Consider the following 21,585-nt stretch of genomic DNA (forward strand, 5'->3'; position numbering starts at 1 on the left):
TGGCGGGTTGTCAACGGTCACCGGGCAAATAACCCGCCACCCACCCGGGGGCTAGAGGGGTTGGGAGAGGGCCTCGAGGTGGGATTGCCAGAGGGGGGCGTGGGAGTTGGGGAGGGGGTCTATGGCGGAGTCGGACCAGGCGTGGATGGGGCGGATGCCGTGCAGGGCGTTGACGAGCCAAGCCTCGGTCGTGTCCTGGAGTTCCTTCGGAGTGATGGGGTGTTCGGAGACGGGCGTGCCTTGGGCGGTGGCGACGCGGCGGAGGAGTTTGGCGGTGACGGACGGGAGCAGCGGGCGGTCGGACGGCGGGAAGCAGAGGGTGTCGTCCTCCCACCAGGCGAGGGCCGAGTAGGCGGCCTCCAGCACGGTGCCGTCCTGGTCGAGGAGGAGGATCTCGTCGGCGCGATGCGCGGCGGACTCCTTCAGCTTGCCCAGCAACTCCAGGTCAGGACCCTTGATCCGCGGCTCGGTGCGTGGATCGGGACCCTCGTGGACGGCGACCCGGACGCGGCCGCCGGTCGGCGGAGCGGGCCGGCGCTGGACCGCCAGCTCACCCGACTCATGCAGCTCGAACCTGGGAAACCAGCGACCGAACCCTGGCAACCGGCCGATTTGCTTGTCCCAGTACGCCGACGCGTCCACCCCCGCCGCCAGACACGACCCGACGAACCGTTCCCGGTGCAGCTCGATCCCCCGAACCTTGCCATCGGCAACCAAGAACGAATCCGCCACCCGCAGACCACCACTCATGTCCCCCACCCTTCGGCCGCGGCGTTCCCGCCCACGGCTGCCATTGCCTTCAGCACCATTTCGTCGTACTCCGCGACCGGGTCGGAGTCGAGCACGATCGCACCCCCCGCGCCAACCACTGTTCCGTCCGGCGTCAGTACCGCCGTACGGATCACCACACTCAGATCCGCCCGCCCGTCCACGGTCAGATAGCCGAGCGCACCTGAATACACCCCACGGGCACTCGACTCCAACGAGTCGAGAATCTCCATCGTGCGGATCTTCGGTGCGCCCGTCATCGACCCCGGCGGGAAGCACGCCCGGACCGCGTCGATCGCACTCACCCCGGAGCACAGCCGGCCGCGGACCGTGGTGACGAGCTGATGAACGGTCCGGTAGCTCTCGACCTGCATCAGCTGCGGCACGTGCACCGTGCCCGGCTGACTGACCCGGCCGAGGTCGTTGCGGATCAGGTCGACGATCATCAGGTTCTCGGCCCGGGTCTTCTCGTCCTCGGCCAGTGCCTTCGCCGCCAACTGGTCCTGCGCCGGGTCCGCCTCCCGCGGCGCGGTCCCCTTGATCGGTCGGCACTCGGCCCACCCGTCCGCATCCACGGTCAGGAACCGTTCCGGCGACGAGCTGGCCACCGCGAGATCGCCATACCGGAGGAAGGCGGCGTACGGCGCCGGGTTCGCCGCCCGCTGCCAGCGGAAGAACTCGAACGGATCGGGCACGGATGGCAGGCGGACCCGGTTGGTCAGGCAGACCTCGTACGTCTCCCCCGCCTCCAGTGCGGCCATGCACGCGGCGATCCCGGCCAGGTACGTCGGCCGGTCCTGCTCGAGATGCGCCTCGAGGTCGAGCCGCGCGATCGCCGGTACGCCGTCGCCGGACATCCACCAGTCCGACGCACTCCGCACCGCCCGATCCAGCCAGCCGGCGCCCGCGTCCTGTTCGTCGACGGCGACGAGGTAGGTGAGGTCGTGGTCGTGGTCGATTACGACGAACCGGTTCGCCCAGATCCACAGTGCGTCCGGCGTCGGCGCCTCGTGCGCCGCGACTCCCCCGGTCAGCGCCTTGAGCTCGTAGCCGAAGTACCCGACGTACCCACCGTTGAAGAGCCCGGTCAGCTCGTCCGGTACGGCGTTCAGCCGGCCGGCCTTCTCCGCCAGCCGCTCGCCCAGCTCCACGAACACGTCACCATCGGCGACATCCCGGACGACGACCTCCGCGTCGGGACCGCCCGTCGTACCGAGGACGGAGACACGTCGTGCCGCCCGATCCGTCAGACTGCCGTCGAGCCAGAACGCGACAGGTTCTTCGGCCAGCAGCTCGCGGTAGACAGTCTCTCCGTCGAGCGCCCGGTCGACCGTCCGGACGGACCAGCTCAGCGCACCCACAGGCACACGCTACCTACCTGCGGGCGGATCCACGCCCCTGACTCGTCAGGCGGTCAGAGCGAGCTTGGTGCGCATGGCCGTGATCCGGCGGATCGGGATCGCGACCTCGAGGCCGTCCTTCGACTCCGCGCGATCGGCCAGCCAGCCGGCGGCGGTGTCCCGGCGGGCATCCGGAGTACCGGGAAGGTAGAGCGCGTTCACCAAACGGTGGGCGTCGTCGCGGCTGCGGATCATGTAGACGTACCGCTCCCGCTGGCTCTCCATCACGTCGAAACCGGCGTGGTGGAGCTGGTCCTTGAGCTCGGTGATCTCGCCGCCGGCCGGGAACTGCGGGGTCGATCGCAGCCGCGTGGTGAGGCCGCTCAGCGTGCGGATGTCACCGCGGCGGAGCGGTCGTACGGCGGGCACGATCGCGGCCAGCACGCCGCCGCGACGCAGTACCCGGGCCGCCTCGGCCAGGACCGCCGGCAGCGGCTGGAGCACCATCAGGCCCATCGAACAGGTGACGACGTCGAACACCTCGTTCGCGAACGGCAGATGCACGGCGTCCGACTGCACCCTCGGACCTGGCGCACCGGCGAGCTGGGCCGGGTTGTTGTCGACGCCGACGACCCAGTGGCCGTGCAGCTCGCGGGAGACCGGGCCGTTGCCGCAGGCCAGGTCGAGGACGCGCCGGGCCTCGCCGGAGACGGCACGAACCAGCCAGCGGTACGGCGTGTGGTCGCCGGCCACCGCGCGGGAGAGCAGGGCTTCGGTGCTACCCGGAGTCGCGGTGTGGAACTCCCGCAGGTACTCGGGCCAGTCGATCAGATTCTCGGACATCGCGCAGTGAGGCTACCTCGTGACCACCCGCCGTACACCATCGAGCGCACAGCGTGGACAGTCTCTTAATACAGCTTTGAACTCAGACCCGGCTGACGAAGATGTGGCCGGCGGTCTCGTCGCTGATCACGCCACCCGCCTCGCGGCTGCCGACCAGGACACCCTCGGCGTCCATCGTCGAGTCGACCTCGCGACCCGGCAGCGCGCCGGCCCGGCGCAGTACGGCCATCGCGCCGTCATCGGTCTGGACCGGCTCGGCGATCCGGCGGACCAGCACCCGGACGCTCTCGCCGGTGGACGCGTCGAGCACCTTGTCCAGCGGCTCGACACCGATCCGGAAGTCCTCGATCCCGCTCGCCTGGCCGCTGGTCTGCAGCTCCTCCAGGCCCGGGATCGGGTTGCCGTACGGCGACTCGGTCGGGTTGTTCAGGATCTTGAGCAACCGCAGCTCCACCGCGTCGCTCATCACGTGCTCCCAGCGGCAGGCCTCGGTGTGCACGTCCTCCCACTCGAGCCCGATCACATCGACCAGCAGCCGCTCGGCCAGCCGGTGCTTGCGCATCACCCGGACCGCCTGCTTCCGGCCGACGTCGGTGAGCTCCAGGTGGCGGTCGCCCTCCACCTTGATCAGCCCGTCGCGCTCCATCCGGGCGACCGTCTGGCTGACCGTCGGACCGGACTGGTGCAGGCGTTCGGCGATCCGCGCGCGCAGCGGCAGGATCCCCTCTTCCTCCAGCTCGTAGACGGTCCGCAAGTACATCTCGGTGGTATCGATCAGCTCGCTCACGACAACCATTCTCACCTATGTAGGCAAGCCTGACCGAATTCCCGGTGAACACGCGGACCGAGTAGGTCATCACCGCACAAGCACGCAGGATGGACCGATGGCGCCTGCGGTGATGTGGTTCCGGCGGGACCTCCGGCTGACGGACAATCCTGCGCTGCTCGATGCGGTCGCCGCGGGTGACGGCCGAGTCCTCGGCCTGTTCGTGCTCGACCCGCAACTGTGGGACCGCGCGGGCGATCCACGCCGTGAACAGCTGGCGGCGTCGTTGCGGCGGCTGTCCGATTCCATCGGCGGCCGGCTCGTCGTACGACGGGGTGATCCGGAAACCGTCGTACCGGAACTGGCCGAGGAGATCGGCGCGGCCAGTGTGCACATCAGCGCGGACTACGCCCCGTACGGACAGCGCCGGGACAAAGAAGTTGAAGCCTCATTGAACTGTCCGCTGGTGGCGACCGGATCGCCGTACGCGATCGCTCCCGGACGCATCCTGAACCAGCAGCATCGCCCGTACCAGGTGTTCACGCCGTACTTCCGGGCCTGGCTCGAGCACGGCTGGCGTCGCCCGGTCGATGCGCCGGCGAACGTCGGGTGGCTCGAGGCCGACGGCGAGGAGCTTCCGGAGGGTGCAATCGAAGGCGCCGGCGAGCAGGCAGCGCACGAGCACTGGCATGCGTACCTGGACGACGTCGCGCGGTACGACGACGAGCGTGACCGGCCGGATCTCGACAGCACCTCGCGGATGTCGATCCCCTTGAAGTACGGCGAGATCCACCCGCGCACCATGCTCGCCGACCTCGCCCGTCAGCGCAGTCAGGGGGCCGACGCCTACCGTCGCCAGCTCGCCTGGCGCGAGTTCTGCGCGGACCTGCTCGCGCGGCATCCCGACGCCGCGTGGAAACCGCTGCGGCCCGAGTTCGAGCGGATGGAGTACGACGACCCCGGCGCGCTGTTCGACGCGTGGTGCGAGGGCCGGACCGGGTATCCGTTCGTCGATGCGGGGATGCGACAGCTCGCCGGGACCGGCTTTCTGCACAACCGCGTGCGGATGGTGGTCGCGTCCTTCCTGGTCAAGGACCTGCACGTGCACTGGAAGTTCGGCGCCCGCTGGTTCATGCGTACGCTGCGCGACGGCGACCTCGCGTCGAACTCGCTGAACTGGCAGTGGGTGGCCGGCTGCGGCGCTGATGCGGCGCCGTACTTCCGGATCTTCAACCCGGTCGGCCAGGGCAAGAAGTTCGATCCCGACGGTGAGTACGTCCGCCGCTGGGTGCCCGAGCTGCGCGATCTCGGCGGCAGCGCGGTCCAGGAACCTTGGAAGTACGGCGGCGCCCACGGCTACCCCGAGCCGGTCGTCGACCACGCCGAAGCCCGCCGCGAGGCGCTGCGCCGCTACGACGCGATCCGTACGTCTTGACGCCCACTTGAGTCATACCCCTATAGTGCTAGGTAACTAGATGAATGGGGTTTGGTTGATGATCGAGTTCCATCTGGACGGACGGTCGGGGGTGTCGCCGTACCAGCAGATCGTCCAGCAGGTCCGCAACGCGCTGCGCCTCGGACTGCTGCGCAAGGGCGACCAGCTGCCGACTGTGAAGGACGTCGTCGCGGCGCTGGCGATCAACCCGAATACGGTGCTCAAGGCGTATCGCGAGCTCGAGCACGAAGGCCTGGTGCAGGCCCGGCCGGGGCGCGGCACGTTCGTGACCCGGACGCTGACCGACAACACGCTGGCCGCGCACGGCCCGCTCCGGCAGGACCTGCGCCGCTGGTTGGCGAAGGCGCGCAAGGCCGGCCTCGACGACGAGAGCATCGAGGCGTTGTTCCTGACCACGTTTCGGTCCGCCGCTCTGGAGGACTTAGCATGACCGCCGTCCTGCAGGCCCGCGGCCTGGGCAAGAGATACGGCCGGCGCTGGGCGCTGACCGACTGCGATCTGGAAGTGCCGGCCGGACATGTCGTCGGGCTCGTCGGCCCGAACGGTGCCGGCAAGAGCACACTGCTCAACCTGTCCGTCGGGATGCTCACACCGACCGCCGGATCCGTCGAGGTGCTGGGCGGCCCGGCCGGCGCGCAGCAGGCCAAGGTCGGGTACGTCGCTCAGGACACGCCGACGTACGCCCGGTTGAGCGTCGCCGACCACCTGAAGCTCGGCGCGAAACTCAACCCCGGCTGGGACCCCACCGTGGCCCAGCGGATCGAGCGCCTCGGACTCGACCCGAAGCAGAAGGCCGGCAAGCTGTCCGGCGGCCAGCGAGCCCAGCTCGCACTCACGCTCGGTCTGGCCAAGCGGCCTGACCTGCTGATCCTCGACGAACCGGTCGCCGCGCTCGACCCACTGGCCCGGCGCGAGTTCCTGCAGGACCTGATGGGGGCGGTCGCGGAGCAGGAGCTCAGCGTCGTACTGTCCTCCCACCTCGTCTCCGATGTGGAGCGGTCCTGCGACTTCCTGATCGTGCTGGTCGATTCGCGGGTCCAGGTCAGCGGCGAGATCGACACCCTGCTGGCGACACACCTCCGGCTGACCGGTCCACGACGCGCCGCCAAGGATCTGCCCGGCGATCAGCACGTGGTGACCGAGAGCCACACCGACGTGCAGTCGACGTTCCTGATCCGCACCGACAAGCCGATCCTCGACCCGGCCTGGACCGTCACCCAACTCACCCTCGAGGACCTGGTCCTGGCCTACATGGCCAGCAGCGTCCCCGCCCAACCCGAGCGTCCGGTCCTGGAGGTGCAGCGATGATCTGGCTGACCTGGCGGCAGTTCCGCGTCCAGTTCCTCGTGGTCGCGTCCGTGATCGCCGCGGCCGCGGTCGTCCTGGCGGTGACCGGCCCGGGCCTGCTCGACGACTACCGCCGCCTCACCGACGACTTCATCAAGAACCTCGGCTTCGAGAACCTCAATCCGTTCCTCTACATCGCCGGTCAGGTCCTGCTGTACGCCGTTCCGCCGGTGATCGGGGCGTTCTGGGGCGCGCCGCTGATCGCCCGCGAACTGGAGACCGGCACCCACCGGCTGGCGTGGAGCCAGAGCGTCTCGCGGTGGCGCTGGCTGGCCACCAAGGTCGGAGTCACCGGGCTGACCGCGATTGCGATCACGGCCGTACTGAGCCTTGCGGTGACCTGGTGGGTCGACCCGATCGACGACGCGATCAACGCCGGCCAGGATTCGAACACCTACCTGCCGCGGATGTTCCCGCCGGTCTTCAGCGCCCGCGGCCTGGTCCCGATCGGGTACGCCGCGTTCGCCTTCGCGCTCGGGGTCGCGATCGGGCTCGTCGTCCGGCGTACTCTCGTCGCGCTCGCGATCACGCTGGCCGCGGTGATCCTGGTGCAGATCGTCACCCCGACGCTGATCCGGCCGCACCTGCTCGCGCCGACGGAGTCCTACCTGACCGTCAGCCTGGACAACCTCCGCGGCTTCATGCTGACCGGGGACAGCACTCCTCCACAGGTGAAGCAGATCGAGGTGGCCAGCGGGTCCGTCGGCGCCTGGAAACTGTCCGACGAGACCGTGGACAAGTCCGGCAAGACGGTGAGCACGTTGCCGAGCTGGATGATCGACTGCGAGCCCGGACCTCCTCCCGGTCTGGAACCGCGCGTCCCGCCGGCGAAGGCGGCCGCCTGCTTCCAACGGCTGGCGGACGAGGGGTACCGGCAGCACATCAAGTACTTCGAGGCCAACACCTTCTGGGCTCTGCAGTGGCGTGAGTTCGGGTTCTTCCTGCTACTGGCGCTCGGGTTGACCGGTTTCAGTTTCTGGCGGATCCGCCGCGACCTGTCCTGAGTTTCCTGACGATCAGGGCGATCGCGAGGAGTCCGGCTCCCACCACCGCTGAAGTCCACGGGAGGGTGACGGCGAGAACGACGCAGCCGATGAGGCCGATCACGTTGAGGGCACGGGGCCATCGACGCTGGTCGGCCGGCTGGGTGAAGGCCGAGGCGTTGGCGATCGCGTAGTACAGCAGGACGCCGAACGACGAGAAGCCGATGACTCCGCGCAGGTCGGTGGTCAGGACGAGGATTCCGACGACGACGGCGAGCGCGATCTCGGCGTGGTGCGGGACCTGGAAGCGCGGATGGACGGCGGCCAGCCAGCCGGGCAGGTCACGGTTGCGGGCCATCGCGAGCGACGTACGGCCGATGCCGGCGATCAGGGCGAGGAGTGCGCCGAGGCTCGCGAGGGCGGCGCCGACCCGGACGACGGGACTGGCCCAGGCCGCGCCGACGGTGTCGACCGCGGTCGCGAGCGGGGCGATGGTCGTCGCCGGATCGAGCACGAGCAGCAGCGCCACACCGACGGCAAGGTAGATGCCGATAGCAACGATGACGGCGGTGCTGATCGCGCGCGGGATGGTCTTCGCCGGCTCGCGGACCTCCTCACCCATGGTCGCGATCCGCGCGTATCCGGCGAACGCGAAGAACAACAGTCCCGCCGCCTGCAGCACGCCGTACGGCGAGGTGCCGGTGAACTCGAGGTCGCGATGCGGCTCACCGGTGAACAGCACGATCAAGACGAGCGCGAGGACGGCGAGTGTGCAGGCGACCAGGATCCTGGTCAGTCGTGCGGTCTTGGTGACACCGCGGTAGTTGACCGCCGCCAACCCGGCCACGGCGGCCAACGCGACCAGCCTGCGCAACCATCCACCACCAGGTACGGCGTACGTCGCGAACGTCAACGCCATCGCGGCACACGATGCCGTCTTCCCCACCACGAAACACCACCCGGCGGCGAAGCCCCACCACTCCCCCAGCCGCTCCCGCCCGTACACGTACGTCCCACCCGAGACCGGATAGACGGCCGCCAACTGAGCCGAGGACACCGCGTTGCAGTAGGCAACAACCGCGGCGATCGCCAACCCGATCAGCAGACCCGATCCGGCGGCGCGCCCAGCCGGCCCCCACACCGCGAAGACCCCGGCCCCGACCATCGACCCGAGGCCGACCACCACGGCGTCGCCGACGCCCAGCCGCCGGGCCAGGGTGGGATGCGGCTGGGCGGCACTCATGTCAGTCGCCCGCCGCCATCGCCGCGGCGATCTTCCGGTCGGCATCGGCAACGTCCTCCTCGGGCGCCGGGGGCAGCAGGTCGGCCCACAGCGGCAGCATCTCCCGGCGCGCCTCCAGCATGCCCAGCGGTCGCGGGTAGAACCACACGTGGAAATGGGCCGAGCCGTCGCCCCAACGATAGACGTGGACCCGGGCGATGCCACCGAGTCCGAGGATGGCTCGCTCGATCCGGGCGACCACCGGACCGTAACTGGTCGCGTGGGCCGCGGGCAGGTCGGCGAAGCTGTCGTGGTGACCTCGACTGGCCAGCCAGACCACTCCCGGGATCGTGACGTCCTTGGCCGGGCACAACGCCCAGTTGTCGTCCGTCCAGAGCGGCGGCCGGTGTTCGGACTTCTCGAACGAGGCCAGCCAGTCGCAGAGTCCGCACGGATCCCCGCCGGGCTCGCCGACGCGGGGTGGTTCGGGGATCACGCGCGGCGGCGGCTCGCGGCGGATCAAGGGTTCGGCGTAGGGAAGTGTCATGGCGGTCCCTCCAAAGCTGTCGGTCCCGCCAGTGAAACACGACTGTTGCGGAAAATGCAACGACCATGTTTCAGAAGTTCAGGACTCCGCGGAGGGTCAGGTCGAGGGTGAGCCGGCGGACCCGGGCCTTGGACCAGTGGTGCCGGCCGCGCATGTGCACGTAGGTGAAGGTCGCCGACACCATCAGCACCTCGGCCACGTCGCTGATCCGGCCGTGCGGATGCAGCGAACCGTCCTGCTCGCCCTCGCGCAGGAACCGCTCGAACGGATCGATGAACGAGACCGGGCCGTTGCGGGCCTGCTCCTGGTGGAACACCAGGTCCGAGGACAGGATCAGCGGCAGATGCCGGTCGATCACGTCGAACAAGGCCTCGAGCGTCTTGACCAGGCCTTCGCGACCGGTACCGGAGCCGGCCAGGATCGGCCACATCGTGTCCCGGTAGTCCTCGGCCAGCGCGTCGAGCAGCGAGTTCAGCAGCAGTTCGACGGTCAGCCCCTGCCGCCACAGCGTGACGCGGGACCGGCCGACCTTGTCGGCGACCCGCTCCAGCGTGACACCGGACCAGCCGTGCTCGGCGAGTACGGCGACGGTCGCCTCGCGCAGCGTCTCGTCCACCGCGATGGTCATCTCCGGCCACTCCTCACCGAGGGCTCTTGTGCAACACGGTCGTTGCACTGCACGATGACTGTACCAAGAAGCGAAGGAGCAACCGTGGACACCAGGACGGAGATCCGGCTGCGGCTGACCCCACAGGAGGTGGCGGGCCTCGCCGCGCTCACGGTCGGTCTGCGCGGGGTGACCGAAGCCGAGCTGACCGAGGAGGATGCGGCGGTCGCGGCGCTGGAGCTGGCGCTCACCCGGCTGATCGAGGACTTCGAAGTACCCGATGAGAGCGCTCGGGCGCGGGTCCAGCAGGCACGCGACGAGCTGCGGGCGCACTGGGTCCGGGGCGGCGCTTCACTCTGAGGGCGTCGCTCTGAGGATGGTCAGCAGACGGGCCACCTCGGCGGCTACCTCGTCGCGGGCCGGGCCGAGGTACTTGCGGGTGTCGACCAGGGCCGGGTTGCCGGCGAGGACTTCGCGGACCTTGGCGGTGAAGACGTTGTTCAGGTGGGTGGCGATGTTGACCTTGGTCATGCCTGCCTCGACGGCTCGGGTGAGGTCAGGGTCGGCGACGCCGGAGGAGCCGTGCAGGACGAGCGGGACGGGGACGGCGGCGTGGAGGTCGGCGATGAGGTCGAAGTCCAGGGACGCCGTACGTTCGGTCATCGCATGGGAGGAGCCGACGGCGACTGCCAGGGCGTCGACGCCGGTGGCTTCGGCGAAGGCGAGGGCCTCGTCGGGGCGGGTGCGGGCGCCGGGCGCGTGCACGCCGTCCTTGCCGCCGACCTCACCGATCTCGGCCTCCACGAACACACCGTGGTCATGACAGAAGGCCGTGACCTCGGTGGTCGACGCGACGTTGTCGGCGTACTCGAGCTTCGACGCGTCGTACATGACGGAGGTGAAGCCGAGTGAGACCGCTTCGGTGACCAGGTCGCGGTCCATCGCGTGGTCGAGGTGGACGACGACCGGGACGGTGGCGGCGGCCGCGGCGGCCAGGGTGGCGACACCGATCGGCTTGAGGGCACCGTGGTACTTCACCGCGTTCTCGCTGATCTGCAGAATGACCGGCGCACCGACCTGCTCGGCGCCGGCGATCAGCGCGGTGGCGTGCTCCAGCTGGATCACGTTGAACGCACCGACCCCACGACCAGCCTTGGCGGCGGCCAGCACGACCTCGGCCCCGGAGACCAACGGCATGAGCTTTCTCCTTCTAGCTAACGGTGACCTGGGGCTGCCAGCGCCGGTACGCGGCCAGATCGATGTCCCCGGCAACCGGTGTCAGCACCGCGGCGGCCGACGCGGCCACAGCGGACTTCAGTACGACGGACCAGTCGGGCTCCGGCGACTCCGCGACAGCCGCCGCAACCACGGCCGTGCAGGCGTCGCCGGCACCGGTCGGGTTGCCACTCACCTTCTCGACCGGCAGCGCCCGCCAGACACCCTTGTTGCTGGCAGCAACCATCCCGCGCGATCCGTCGGTGATCACGGCCGCGGTCGCACCCAGCCCGACCAACTGACGAGCGCCGCCCTCGACGGTCGTGTCACCCAACGCGTCACGCAACTCGGCCGCGTTGGACCGCACCACCGCACCAGCCTTCGCAGCCGCGGTCAGCGCGGCACCGCCGGAGTCGATCACGGTCAGTACGTCGTGATGCCGCGCGCGGACCGCGAGCTCGGCGTACGCATCAGCGGGCAATCCCGGCGGGATGCTGCCCGAACAGGCCAGCACGCCCAGTCGCGACCACGGCATCCGGTCCCCGAACGCACGCCACTCGTCAGCGGTCACCGAAGGCCCGGTCTCGTTGAAGATCGTCGCGTCCCCGTCGGCACCGTTGACGATGGCTACGGTACGCCGAGTCTCCCCGGCGATCGGCGTCAGCAGTGCGGTGAGGCCCGCATCGAACAGTTCCTCCGCAACCAGCTCACCGGTCACACCGCCGACCAACCCGAGCACCAGCACCTGGTGCCCCAACGTCGACGCCACCCGGGCGACGTTCACGCCCTTGCCACCGGCCCGCTGCCGAACGGTGCCGACGCGATGACTGCCACCGACGACGAGCTCGTCGACCTCGTACGTGACGTCCAGCGCGAGGTTGAGGGTGACGGTCCCGATCAGTCCAGCCACGACCCTGCCCGCATCACCTTCTGAACGACGTACGCGTCGTCCAGCACCACCAGGTCCGCCCGCTTGCCGGTCTCGATCGCGCCCACGTCGTACCAGCCGAAGGCCTGTGCCGGCGTTGTCGACGCCATCCGGGACGCGTCCACCAGGGACACGCCGGCCTTCACCGCGTTGGCGTAGGACACGTCCATCGTCAGGGTGCTGCCGGCGATCGAATGCTTGCCGTGGGCAAGCGTCACCAGGCCTTCCTTCACGTCCACCTCGAGGCCGCCGAGCTTGTACCGGCCGTCCGGCATCCCGGTGGCCTCCATCGCGTCGGTGATCAGGGCGATCCGGTTCACCCCGGCCGCCGCGAGGGCGACGCGGACGACCTGCGGATCCAGGTGCAGGCCGTCGTTGATCACCTCGAGCAGCAGCCGTTCGTCGTTCAGGGCGGCACCGACCGGACCCGGGTCGCGGTGGTGGAAGGGCCGCATCCCGTTGAACAGGTGCGTGGCGACGGTCGCCCCGGCGTCGGCGCCGGCGATCATCTGCTCGTACGTCGCGTCGGTGTGCCCGAGGGCGGCGACGGCACCCGCGTCGACGACCTGGCGGATCGCGTCCAGCCCGTGCTCGAGCTCCGGCGCGATCGTCACCATCTTCACCGCGTCGCTCAGGACCTTCGTGACGTCGTCGGCGACCGGGTCGCGCAACAACGTCGGCTCGTGCGCACCACACCGCGCCGCGGACAGGAACGGGCCTTCCAGGTGGACACCGGCGATCACGCCGTCGGTGATCAGGTCCGCGAGACAGGCGGTCTGCGAGACGATGTCATCGAGGGGCGCCGTCACCAGGCTGGCGAGCGTCGTCGTCGTACCGTGCCGGGCGTGGAAGGCCGCGACCTTGCGCGCCTCCTCCGGATCCGTCGTCGAGTACGACGATCCGCCGCCGCCATGGGTGTGGATGTCGACGAAGCCCGGGACGACGGTGCCGTCGCCGAGGTCCTCGGGCCGCTTGCCGTCGGCCGGCATCCCCTCCGACCTGCGGCCGAACGCGACGATGTCCTCGTCGACCACCTGGATCCAGGCGTTCTCCAGCACGTCGTCCGGCGTGACCAGCCGGCCCACGCGATAGGTCGTCATACCGTCTGATCTCCACTCTCGTCGGCGGTCACGCGGTCCCAGGCCATCACCGCGGCGCCGAGGCAGCCCGCGTCCTCACCGAGTACGGCGGCCACGATCTCGGGCTCGCGCTGGAAGGTGAGCCGCGCGTGGATGCCGTCACGCAGCGGCTGCAGCAGTGTCTCCCCCGCGCCCACCAGTCCACCGCCGATCGCGATCCGGGTCGGCGCGACCAGGGTCGTGTAGAGGACGAGCGCATCGATCAGCGCCTTCAGTGCGTCGTCCCAGACGTGCGCGGCGTCCGGATCACCGGCGGCCAGCAACTCCAGGACCTCACGTGCGCCGTCCACGGTCCGGCCGGTACGGGCGCCGTACCTGCGAGCCAGTGCAGCCGCGGAGGCGACCGTCTCGAGGCAGCCCCACTGACCGCAGGCGCACTGCTCAGCCGCGTCGCCGTGGACGAACCGGGTGTGGCCCAGTTCGCCGGCCCAGCCGTCGCCGCTGACCAGCGAGCCGTCGATCACCATCGCGGCGGCGATGCCGGTGCCGAGCGGCAGGAACATCGAGTTCGTGGTGCCGGTGAGTGCGCCTTGGCGGAGTTCGGCGTACCCGCCGGCGCGGACGTCGTGGGCGAGCACGATCGGTACGCCGTCTCCGATCGCGGCCTCCAGCTCGGCGCGCACCGGCGTACCGACCCACTCCAGGTTCTCGGCGCCGACCGTGCCGGTCTCGGCGTCGATGACCCCGGGCACGACGACACCGATCGCACGCACCCGGTGACCGTCCGCAGTCGCCTTCTGGCTCAGCTCGACGACGGTTTCCAGCAGGGCATCGAGCACGGCGCGGCCCCCGGCCTCCCGGGGAGTCGGCCTGGTCTCGCGGTGCAGCACGGCACCGTCCGCGGCGACCAGGCCGCACTTCATCCGGGTTCCACCGAGATCGACGGCAACCACGACTTCACAGGGGTCCACGGAGCGCCATTATGCAGCGTTACCGGGCAGTCCGAACATCCGTGAGCAATCTCTGGACAACCTCGACCAGACCACTGACGACTCTGGTTCAGTTGCGTCCGAAAATCCGCGGGCAGGGCGCCGCGGGTCATCGGCCGCCACCGGATCAGGTCCGAAGGCCCCGGTCGAAGGCGGCGACCAGGAACGCGACCAGGTTCTCGGCCAGCTTGCCCGGGTCCTCGGCATCATCCACGCCAGGCGCGCGGGACAAGGCCTGGGACTGGTGCAACGCAAGCAGTCCGAGCATGTTCACGTAGCCGAAGGCGACCGCCTCGGGCGAGGCGTGTGGCAAGGCCGACTGCAGCGCGGCCAGGTACCGCGACTCGATCGGGTCGGACTCGGCGGCGTACAGCTCCCGGATCCGCTGGCTCGGATCGAACGCGATCCGGCCGATGAAACGCGCGACCACCGCGCCACGCTCACCCCGGCGCAGGACCAGGTCCAGCCCGGGCTCGATGAATGCGCGGATCAGCTGCTCCGGATTCGGCCCGCCGCGGGCCTCCAACTGGTCCAGCCGGCGCCGGCGTTCGGTGTTGACCGGCGCCATCGCACGGGCGACCGCGGCTCGCAGCAAGGCTTCCTTCGAGCCGAAGTGATAGTTGACCGCGGCGATGTTCGCAGCCGCCGCCACCGTGATGGCACGCAGCGACGTTCCTTCGTAACCCCCTTCACCGAAGCGTTGTTCGGCGACGTTGAGCAATCTCTCCCGGGTCGATTCGACCGGTGTTTCCACAAACTTCTCCTTCCCCCCGGCTACCGCTCGCTCAGGCACCCCACCTGCTCACTCGCCGTAGCCTGCAGTCAGCATAGTTCAAACGGTCGTTTGAACTGGAGGCCTTAGCTCCCTTATCTCCGAGAATTCCTCAGATTTATCTGAAAACTCCTTCCTTCCCATGGTTCACAGCCCTCACACTTCCCGATCGCGGTCCGGTTGATGCCGGGATCGAGCGGGTGGTTAGGGTCGTGCGGTATGAGTCTGGTTCGGGTGGAACGGCGGTTTCAGGGACCCAAGCGGTCGGGCAACGGCGGGTACGTCGCCGGACAGGTGGGTACGGCGCTGGCCGCGCGGATCGACGCGGGCGTGGTGCCGCGGGTGACGCTGCGCATGCCGCCGCCGATCGAGAAGGACCTGACGCTGGACGCCGACGTCGAAGGGGCGCGGTTGACCGACGGCGAGGCCGTGGTAGCCGACGCCGTACCGGTCGACGCGGACTTCCTGGCCGACGCGACCATCGACCCGGTGTCGCCCGACGAGGCTCGCGCGGCCGAGGCGGCGTACAAGGGTCTGAGCAATCATCCGTTCCCGAGCTGCTTCGTCTGCGGGCCGGAGAACCCGGACGGCCTGCAGCTCAAGCCGGGCCCGCTCGGCGACGGACGGACGGCGTGCACGTGGCAGCCGAGCGGCGATCTGGTGACCGGCGGTCTGGTGGACGACGTGTTCCTGTGGTCCGCGCTCGACTGCCCCGGCGGGTGGGCGATCGACCTGGAGGGCCGCCCGTCGGTGCTCGGTCAGTTGACGGCCTGCATCGACGCGCGCCCGCAGCCCGGCGAGCAGTGCGTGGCGCTCGGCCGCTACCTCGGCGAGGAGGGCCGCAAGACGTTCACCGCCAGCACTCTGTACGACGCCGACGGCCGCGTGCTCGCCCGCGCCCGGCACACGTGGATCATGGTCGATCCCGCCCTGTTCAACTAGCGCGTGCGGGCCGCGTGCGCGCGGACCTTGGCCCGGTTCCCGCAGGTCGCCATCGAGCACCACCGCCGGCGCCCGCGCGGGTCGAGGAACAACCAGCCGCACGACTCCCCCGGGCACATCCGGACGTGCGCCCGCGACGGCCCGGTCAGCAGCTCGCCGGCGAGCAGTGCAAGGTTGTCCAGCGGCAGCGCCAGATCCTCCGGCAGCTCCCACACCGGACCGTCGTCCGCGAGGACCAGCTGCCGTCGCCCGGACGCCCGTTCGATCACCCGGGCCACGGCCTCGAACGACTCATCGGTCGCCTGCCGGGTCAGTACGTCGTACAGCTCGGTCCTGAACTCGAGGGTCGTGTGCAGCCGCCGCGCCGCCTCGGTCGGCTTGCCACCGGCCTGCTCGATCAACCGGAACACGGTCGCCGGCGGCACCAGGCCGACGTACGACGTCCAGATCAGGAAGGCCTCGTACGACGTCAGCCACTCGGTCCGGGCCGGGCCACGGGTGGTCCAGTCGGACCGGGTGTTGACGAAGTCGAGGACCGGGTCCGCGCCGACCGGCCTGGGCAGGACGACGCCCTGCACGAGCTCGAGGTGGGACGGCAGCGCGGACATGACTCAGCTCAGCTCAGTTACCCGGCTGCTGGGTCGTGGTGGTCGGCGTCGGCACCGGGATGCTGACGTTGCCGTTCTGCGGGATGACCATGAACTGGATCTTGCCCGATTCGATCGCGGTCTTCAGCAGGTAGCCCTGCGCACCGAGCATCGCGACCTGCGCCTTGACCGACTGCAGTTCGACGTTGACCTGCTGGTTCTTCTGCTCCTGGGTGGCCTTGGCCAGCTCGGCCCGCTGCTTGGCCTCGAGGCCGTCGATGATGCCCTTGTCCAGCGGCGTCGGCTTCTGGATCGTGAAGGACAGCTCGCCACAGTCGTTGGTGCCGTTGTACGACGGGCCGCAGAAGTAGTCACCACCGACGGCGGCCGGCAGCAGCCGGGTGAACTCCTTGGCCGCGGCCGACTGGAAGGCCGCCTTCTTCGACTCGTTGTTGTAGAGCTCGGCCCAGCCGTAGTCGGCCGCGACCGCCGCCAACGCCCGGTCGATCTGCGGCCGGAAGTAGCTCTGCAGCATCTGGTCCCAGCCGTCGTCCTCGTAGGCGTCGGTCTTCAGCCCGATCCGCTCGTGGAACGACTTCAGCACCGACTCGTCGCGGTTCAGCGTGAAGTAGACCTGGACCCGGACGCCGAGCCGGACGTTGTCCTTGCTGACCACGGTGACCTCGTCGGCCGCGTCGGTGTCGGCGCCGTCGCCGCCGATGATGTACGAGCGCTGGTCGATCGGGTAGGTGTAGACGGTGTCGCCCGGGCCGATCAGCTTGTTCGTCGAGCCCGGGGGGATGACGGACTTGAACTTCTTGTCCTCGATCACGCCACCGCCGTAGTGCAGACCGATCCGGTTCGCATCGGTGTCGGCGAAGTTGAAGATGTTGAACAGCGCGATGATCACGATCACGGCCACGATCAGGCCGCCGATCACCTTGACCTTCGTGCTTCCACCCTTGGCGACGGCGGTCGCACTCCCCAGTTTGGCCATCAGTCGTCGAGCTCCTTGCGTTCCACCAGTCGCCGGATGTCGGCGAGGGTCAGGTCGGCGGTGACCGCGACATCGCGCGGCACCGACGGATGCGAGCTGAGCGTACGCAAGCCCTGCTCGGCAGCCGCGACCGCCCGTTCCAGCGTCCTGACCTCGTGCATCAATGCCCGGTGTTCGGCGTTGACCTCGGCCAGGGCCTGCTCGGCCTGGGCAGCCCGGCGGTACGACGCCCACGCCATCCAGGCGGTTCCGACCAGCAGGATCACGATGACCGGAAGTCCGAGTCTCAGCATGTCTCCTATGGGACCACGGCACCGCGTTCGTCTGTGCGCGAAAACTGGTTGAACGCCGGGCGTTCGAACAGTAGGTTTTCAGTACACGCGAAGGGAGGTGGTCCAACGCATGAATTGCTATCGGACTCGTGAGGTGGCGGCGGGCTAACCGCCAACCACTAACAAGTGGGCATGTGGTCGGCCAATTCAACGCCAGCCACCGGGCCCGCGGGCAGTCAGGTCAGTCCGCCTGACCCAGAGTTCGGCCACCCGGCCGCGGTCTGGAAGCGCTCGCGGGCTTTTTTCTGCCCTCACTCCGGCGGCGGGCAGTCCAGGCCGAGCTCTTCGCCGATCTCGCGGAGCTGGGCTTCGAAGTACGCGCCGGCATCCGGCAGCACCCAGTGCAGCTGTCCGAAGACCTCCATGCAGATCAGGCCGTAGAGCCTGACCCAGTAGCTCAGCGCGAGGTAGATCGCGCCGGCAGGCATGCCCTGGAACTCCTCCGTCTCCTGCTGCAACTGAGCGAGCAGCACCGGTCCGAGGTCCTCGTCGGCCGGGTACGGGAACGGCTTCCAGTGCCAGATCTGCGCGACCAGGTCCTTGAACACGGCCCCGAACCGCATCGCCGCCTGATGCCCAGGCGTGTCCGCGTGGTCCTCGGCGTCGGGGTTCGGGATCGCAGTACCGAACAGCAGCGCGAACTCCGACGGATGCGCCAGTGCCCAGTCCCGCAGTCCGTTGGTCAGCAGGAACAACCGGGCACCGAGATCCGCATCGGTGTCGGCGGCCTGCAACTCCATCAGGGCGCCGGTCAGTTCGTCGTACAGGTCGGCGATGAGGGCGGTGACGAGGGCCTCGTGGCTCGGGAAGTAGCGGTACAGGGCCGGCGGGGTCAGGCCGAGCTCGCGCGCGACCGCACGCAGGCCGACCGCGCCCACGCCGCCGCTGACCAGCAGCCGCCGCGCGACCGCCTTGATGTCGGCCAGTGTCGCGGCCCGCTGCCGGTCACGCCGGGTCGCACCCTCGTCCATCGAAATTCTCCTTGACAGGCCGGCCTCCCGGATGTCTAGAGTTAACACCGTTAACAGTTAACGCTGTTCACTGAGACACCCGCCGCTCAAATCTAACGCTCTGGGGGAGTTTCGTGTTCGAGACGCTCGGCCACTTCACGTACCGGCGCCGCCGCCTGGTGCTCGCCCTGACCGGAGCCCTCGTCGCCGTCGGGCTGGCCTGGGGCACCGGCGTGTTCGGATCGCTGGCCAACGGCGGGTTCGACGCACCGGACACCGAGGCCGCCAACGCTGTCGCGACGATCGAGCAGAACGTCGGCCGCACCGGCACCGACGTGATCGTGCTCTACCGCAGTTCCACGCAGACCGTCGCGGACCCGGCGTTCCGGCAGTCCGTCGAGCAGCACCTGTCAGGCCTGCCGTCCCAGGACGTGCTGAGTACGACGACGTACTGGAGCAGCCGCTCGCCTCTGTTCGTCTCCAAGGACCAGCACAGCACGTACGCCGTGCTCACACTGGCCGGCGCGGACCAGGAGGAGCGGCTGGCGACGTTCCACCGGATCGCCGACCAGGTGCGGACCGCGCCACCCGGGCTGGACGCGAAGGTGGGCGGCGAGATCGCGGTCTTCGACGAGGTGAACACCCAGACCGAGCACGACATCGTGCATGCCGAGACGATCTCGACGCCGATCGTGCTGGTGCTGCTGGTGGTCGTCTTCGGCGGCCTGGTCGCCGCCAGCCTGCCGTTGTTCGTCGGCGCCCTGGCCATCCTGGGCGCCTTCGTGCTGCTGCGCGGGCTGACAGCGATCACCGACGTGTCGATCTTCACGATCAACATCGTCACGATGATCGGCCTCGGACTGGCGATCGACTACGCGCTGTTCATCGTCACCCGGTTCCGCGAAGAGCTTGCCAAGGGCAAGGATGTGGAGACGGCGCTGACCGCGACCATGTCGACGGCCGGCCGGACTGTCGCGTTCTCCGGCATCACCGTCGGCGTCGCGATCAGCAGCCTGGTGCTGTTCCCGGTGATGTTCCTGCGCTCGATGGCGTACGGCGGTGCGGCCGCCGTGCTGGTCGCGATGGTCGCGGCGCTGACCGCGCTGCCTGCCTTGCTCGCGGTCCTGGGTCATCGGGTGAACAGCCTGCGGCTGCCGTTCCTCAAGCCTCGCAAGGCGCGCGCCGAGCACGGGGCGTGGTACCGGCTCGCGCACAGCGTGATGCGGCGCCCGGTGCGGTATGTGCTCGTGCTGGTGCCGGTGCTGCTGGTGCTCGGGATCCCCTTCCTGCAGGCGCAACTCGGTGGCGTCGACCACCGGTCGTTGCCTGTCGGCGCCACCTCCCGCACGGTGACCGAGACGCTGCAAAGTGACTTCGCTGGTGCGGGTGGGTCGGACATCGTCGTGGCGGTCCGCTTCGATTCCCCGCCATCCGATCCGTCGGCGGCACTGGCGCCGTACCTCGGAAAGCTGCGGCAGGTCGCGGATGTCGAGAACGTGCGGGTCGGCGGGTACGAGAACGGCGTCGCGGAGGTGGTCGTGCATACGCACTTCACCGCGCAGGAACTGCTCGCGCGCGCTGTCGTCCACGACGTCCGGGCGATCGCGCCGCCGGCTGGGACGCAGACCGAGGTCGGTGGTGAGACGGCCGCGGTGATCGACCTGCTCGATGTGCTGGCCGAGCGGGCGCCGTACATGGCCGGGTTCATCGTGCTGGTGACGTTCGTACTGCTGTTCGTCGCGTTCGGATCGTTCGTGCTGCCGGCCAAGGCGCTGCTGATGAACGTGCTGTCTTTGTCCGCGGCGTTCGGCGCGATGGTCTGGATCTTCCAGGACGGTCACCTGTCCGGGCTGCTCGACTTCACTCCGGCCGGATTCCTCGACGCGACCAACCCGGTGCTGTTGTTCGCCGTGCTGTTCGGGCTCTCGATGGACTACGAGGTGTTCCTGCTCAGCCGGATCCGGGAGGAGTACGACCGGACCGGCGACAACACGCAGGCGGTCGCGCTCGGACTGCAGCGGACCGGCGGCATCATCACCAGTGCGGCGCTGCTGCTGATCATCGTCGTGGCGGCGTTCTCGACCTCGGGCATCGTGTTCGTGAAGATGATCGGCGTCGGACTGGTGATCGCGATCGCACTGGACGCGACGATCGTGCGGGCGTTGCTGGTCCCGGCGACGATGCGGTTGCTCGGCCGGGCCAACTGGTGGGCGCCGGCTCCGCTGGTGCGGTGGTGGCAGCGCAACGGCTTCCGCGAGTCCTCGGAGGCTCCTCAGGGCTGGAGCCGCGACAACTCCCAGCCTCCGGAGTTGGTACGCCGGTAGGCCAGGCGGTCATGCAGCCGGCCGGTCCGGCCCTGCCAGAACTCGAACGCGTCCGGCCGGACCAGGTAGCCACCCCAGAAGTACGGCGTGGAGATCTCGGTGCCCTCCGGCCACTGCCGCTCGTACGACGCGTACTGCAGGTCGAGCTCCTCGCGGGACGCGACCGGCTGGCTCTGCTGTGACGCCCAGGCGCCGAGCTGTGACTCGCGCGGCCGGTGGGCGAAGTACGCGTCGACCTCGTCGCCGGGGAGCTTGGTCGCGCTGCCCTCGACGCGCACCTGCCGCTCCATCGCGTGCCAGGGGAAGACGAGCGCGCAGTGCGGGTTCGCGGCCAGGTCGTCGGCCTTGCGGGACTGCTGGTTGGTGAAGAACACGAAGCCGCGCTCGTCGAGGCCCTTCAGCAGCACAGTCCGCGCCGACGGCCGGCCGTCGCCGTCCGCGGTGGCCAGCACCATCGCGTTCGGCTCCGGCAGGCCGGCGTCGGTCGCCTGCGCCAGCCAGGTCCGGAACTGGACGATCGGGTCCGGATCGACCTGGCTCTCGAGCAACTCCCCGAGCCCATAGGTCTGCCGCATCTCCGCAAGATCCACG

Annotated in this window: 24 protein-coding genes; 7 read left to right on the forward strand and 17 right to left on the reverse strand. The window is 69.3% G+C overall.

All coding sequences use genetic code 11. From position 1 onward, the window contains the following. Positions 1 to 51: 51 nt before the first annotated feature. The 4 genes from ACGFH6_RS02660 to ACGFH6_RS02675 all read right to left on the reverse strand — a co-directional run bounded on the left by ACGFH6_RS02660 (position 52) and on the right by ACGFH6_RS02675 (position 3,738). Positions 52 to 750, reverse strand: coding sequence for an aminotransferase class IV (locus tag ACGFH6_RS02660; protein ID WP_393379881.1), 699 nt, complete (start codon positions 748 to 750; stop codon positions 52 to 54). Further along, positions 747 to 2,129 carry an aminodeoxychorismate synthase component I gene (gene pabB, locus ACGFH6_RS02665; protein WP_393379882.1) on the reverse strand — a complete coding sequence of 461 codons (1,383 nt, stop codon included), beginning with the start codon at positions 2,127 to 2,129 and terminating at the stop codon, positions 747 to 749. The genes ACGFH6_RS02660 and pabB overlap by 4 nt, the downstream gene beginning before the upstream one ends. A gap of 45 nt (positions 2,130 to 2,174) precedes the next feature. Continuing rightward, positions 2,175 to 2,951 carry a class I SAM-dependent methyltransferase gene (locus ACGFH6_RS02670; protein ID WP_393379884.1) on the reverse strand — a complete coding sequence of 259 codons (777 nt, stop codon included), beginning with the start codon at positions 2,949 to 2,951 and terminating at the stop codon, positions 2,175 to 2,177. 82 nt (positions 2,952 to 3,033) lie between these two features. Next, positions 3,034 to 3,738, reverse strand: a complete 705-nt coding sequence (locus tag ACGFH6_RS02675; RefSeq protein WP_360445127.1) for a metal-dependent transcriptional regulator — start codon at positions 3,736 to 3,738, stop codon at positions 3,034 to 3,036. Positions 3,739 to 3,835: 97 nt separating this feature from the next. Here ACGFH6_RS02675 and ACGFH6_RS02680 point away from each other — a divergent pair, with 97 nt between their 5' ends. The 4 genes from ACGFH6_RS02680 to ACGFH6_RS02695 are packed head-to-tail and all read left to right on the forward strand — an operon-like array spanning position 3,836 to position 7,524. Next, positions 3,836 to 5,152 (forward strand): cryptochrome/photolyase family protein, encoded by a 1,317-nt coding sequence (locus tag ACGFH6_RS02680; protein WP_393379886.1) that lies wholly within the window; start codon positions 3,836 to 3,838, stop codon positions 5,150 to 5,152. 58 nt (positions 5,153 to 5,210) lie between these two features. Continuing rightward, a complete protein-coding gene (locus ACGFH6_RS02685) occupies positions 5,211 to 5,603 on the forward strand; it encodes a GntR family transcriptional regulator (RefSeq protein ID WP_131360545.1) in 393 nt (130 codons plus the stop codon). Beyond that, on the forward strand, positions 5,600 to 6,481 hold the full coding sequence (locus ACGFH6_RS02690) for an ABC transporter ATP-binding protein (protein WP_393379889.1): 882 nt from the start codon (positions 5,600 to 5,602) through the stop codon (positions 6,479 to 6,481). Before ACGFH6_RS02685 ends, ACGFH6_RS02690 begins: the two co-directional genes overlap by 4 nt. Then, positions 6,478 to 7,524 (forward strand): ABC transporter permease, encoded by a 1,047-nt coding sequence (locus tag ACGFH6_RS02695; RefSeq protein ID WP_393379891.1) that lies wholly within the window; start codon positions 6,478 to 6,480, stop codon positions 7,522 to 7,524. The genes ACGFH6_RS02690 and ACGFH6_RS02695 overlap by 4 nt, the downstream gene beginning before the upstream one ends. On the opposite strand, the gene ACGFH6_RS02700 is transcribed toward ACGFH6_RS02695, so the two are convergent. The 3 genes from ACGFH6_RS02700 to ACGFH6_RS02710 form a co-directional block, all read right to left on the reverse strand. Next, positions 7,490 to 8,746, reverse strand: coding sequence for an APC family permease (locus ACGFH6_RS02700; RefSeq protein WP_393379892.1), 1,257 nt, complete (start codon positions 8,744 to 8,746; stop codon positions 7,490 to 7,492). The two genes, ACGFH6_RS02695 and ACGFH6_RS02700, sit on opposite strands and share 35 nt — an antisense overlap. A 1-nt stretch (position 8,747) precedes the next feature. After that, positions 8,748 to 9,272: a hypothetical protein gene (locus ACGFH6_RS02705; RefSeq protein WP_393379894.1), complete on the reverse strand. Its 525-nt coding sequence runs from the start codon at positions 9,270 to 9,272 to the stop codon at positions 8,748 to 8,750. A gap of 70 nt (positions 9,273 to 9,342) precedes the next feature. Next, complete coding sequence (locus ACGFH6_RS02710) at positions 9,343 to 9,900, reverse strand: TetR/AcrR family transcriptional regulator (RefSeq protein ID WP_393379896.1); 558 nt, start codon at positions 9,898 to 9,900, stop codon at positions 9,343 to 9,345. Positions 9,901 to 9,984: 84 nt separating this feature from the next. On the opposite strand from ACGFH6_RS02710, the gene ACGFH6_RS02715 reads away from it, so the two are divergent. Continuing rightward, positions 9,985 to 10,239: a hypothetical protein gene (locus ACGFH6_RS02715; RefSeq protein ID WP_393379898.1), complete on the forward strand. Its 255-nt coding sequence runs from the start codon at positions 9,985 to 9,987 to the stop codon at positions 10,237 to 10,239. Here ACGFH6_RS02715 and ACGFH6_RS02720 read toward each other — a convergent pair. The 5 genes from ACGFH6_RS02720 to ACGFH6_RS02740 form a co-directional block, all read right to left on the reverse strand. Next, positions 10,231 to 11,076 (reverse strand): ketose-bisphosphate aldolase, encoded by an 846-nt coding sequence (locus tag ACGFH6_RS02720; RefSeq protein ID WP_393379899.1) that lies wholly within the window; start codon positions 11,074 to 11,076, stop codon positions 10,231 to 10,233. The two genes, ACGFH6_RS02715 and ACGFH6_RS02720, sit on opposite strands and share 9 nt — an antisense overlap. A 13-nt stretch (positions 11,077 to 11,089) precedes the next feature. After that, the gene (locus ACGFH6_RS02725; protein ID WP_393379900.1) at positions 11,090 to 12,004 is read right to left on the reverse strand and encodes a 1-phosphofructokinase family hexose kinase; all 915 of its coding nucleotides are present in this window, start codon (positions 12,002 to 12,004) and stop codon (positions 11,090 to 11,092) included. Continuing rightward, positions 11,992 to 13,122 (reverse strand): N-acetylglucosamine-6-phosphate deacetylase, encoded by a 1,131-nt coding sequence (nagA, locus tag ACGFH6_RS02730; protein WP_393379901.1) that lies wholly within the window; start codon positions 13,120 to 13,122, stop codon positions 11,992 to 11,994. The genes ACGFH6_RS02725 and nagA overlap by 13 nt, the downstream gene beginning before the upstream one ends. Next, the gene (locus ACGFH6_RS02735; RefSeq protein WP_393379903.1) at positions 13,119 to 14,072 is read right to left on the reverse strand and encodes an ROK family protein; all 954 of its coding nucleotides are present in this window, start codon (positions 14,070 to 14,072) and stop codon (positions 13,119 to 13,121) included. Before ACGFH6_RS02735 ends, nagA begins: the two co-directional genes overlap by 4 nt. A 145-nt stretch (positions 14,073 to 14,217) precedes the next feature. After that, complete coding sequence (locus tag ACGFH6_RS02740; RefSeq protein WP_393379904.1) at positions 14,218 to 14,844, reverse strand: TetR/AcrR family transcriptional regulator; 627 nt, start codon at positions 14,842 to 14,844, stop codon at positions 14,218 to 14,220. A 237-nt stretch (positions 14,845 to 15,081) separates the two neighbouring features. Between ACGFH6_RS02740 and ACGFH6_RS02745 the strand changes: the two genes are divergently transcribed. Then, positions 15,082 to 15,804 (forward strand): hypothetical protein, encoded by a 723-nt coding sequence (locus ACGFH6_RS02745; protein WP_393379905.1) that lies wholly within the window; start codon positions 15,082 to 15,084, stop codon positions 15,802 to 15,804. Here ACGFH6_RS02745 and ACGFH6_RS02750 read toward each other — a convergent pair. The 4 genes from ACGFH6_RS02750 to ACGFH6_RS02765 all read right to left on the reverse strand — a co-directional run bounded on the left by ACGFH6_RS02750 (position 15,801) and on the right by ACGFH6_RS02765 (position 18,691). Then, positions 15,801 to 16,412, reverse strand: coding sequence for a CGNR zinc finger domain-containing protein (locus ACGFH6_RS02750; protein ID WP_393379907.1), 612 nt, complete (start codon positions 16,410 to 16,412; stop codon positions 15,801 to 15,803). The genes ACGFH6_RS02745 and ACGFH6_RS02750 overlap by 4 nt on opposite strands. A 13-nt stretch (positions 16,413 to 16,425) precedes the next feature. Continuing rightward, on the reverse strand, positions 16,426 to 17,388 hold the full coding sequence (locus ACGFH6_RS02755; protein WP_393379909.1) for an SPFH domain-containing protein: 963 nt from the start codon (positions 17,386 to 17,388) through the stop codon (positions 16,426 to 16,428). Next, a complete protein-coding gene (locus ACGFH6_RS02760) occupies positions 17,388 to 17,681 on the reverse strand; it encodes a hypothetical protein (protein WP_238163536.1) in 294 nt (97 codons plus the stop codon). The genes ACGFH6_RS02755 and ACGFH6_RS02760 overlap by 1 nt, the downstream gene beginning before the upstream one ends. A gap of 290 nt (positions 17,682 to 17,971) precedes the next feature. Continuing rightward, positions 17,972 to 18,691 (reverse strand): TetR/AcrR family transcriptional regulator, encoded by a 720-nt coding sequence (locus tag ACGFH6_RS02765; RefSeq protein ID WP_393379910.1) that lies wholly within the window; start codon positions 18,689 to 18,691, stop codon positions 17,972 to 17,974. A gap of 113 nt (positions 18,692 to 18,804) precedes the next feature. Here ACGFH6_RS02765 and ACGFH6_RS02770 point away from each other — a divergent pair, with 113 nt between their 5' ends. Further along, entirely contained in the window at positions 18,805 to 20,994 is a 2,190-nt protein-coding gene (locus ACGFH6_RS02770) for an MMPL family transporter (RefSeq protein WP_393379912.1), read from the forward strand. On the opposite strand, the gene pdxH is transcribed toward ACGFH6_RS02770, so the two are convergent. After that, positions 20,943 to 21,584, reverse strand: a complete 642-nt coding sequence (gene pdxH, locus ACGFH6_RS02775; RefSeq protein WP_393379914.1) for a pyridoxamine 5'-phosphate oxidase — start codon at positions 21,582 to 21,584, stop codon at positions 20,943 to 20,945. The two genes, ACGFH6_RS02770 and pdxH, sit on opposite strands and share 52 nt — an antisense overlap. Between the last annotated feature and the right edge of the window lies 1 nt (position 21,585).

This window comes from Kribbella sp. NPDC049227, assembly GCF_043197265.1.
Lineage (GTDB): Bacteria > Actinomycetota > Actinomycetes > Propionibacteriales > Kribbellaceae > Kribbella.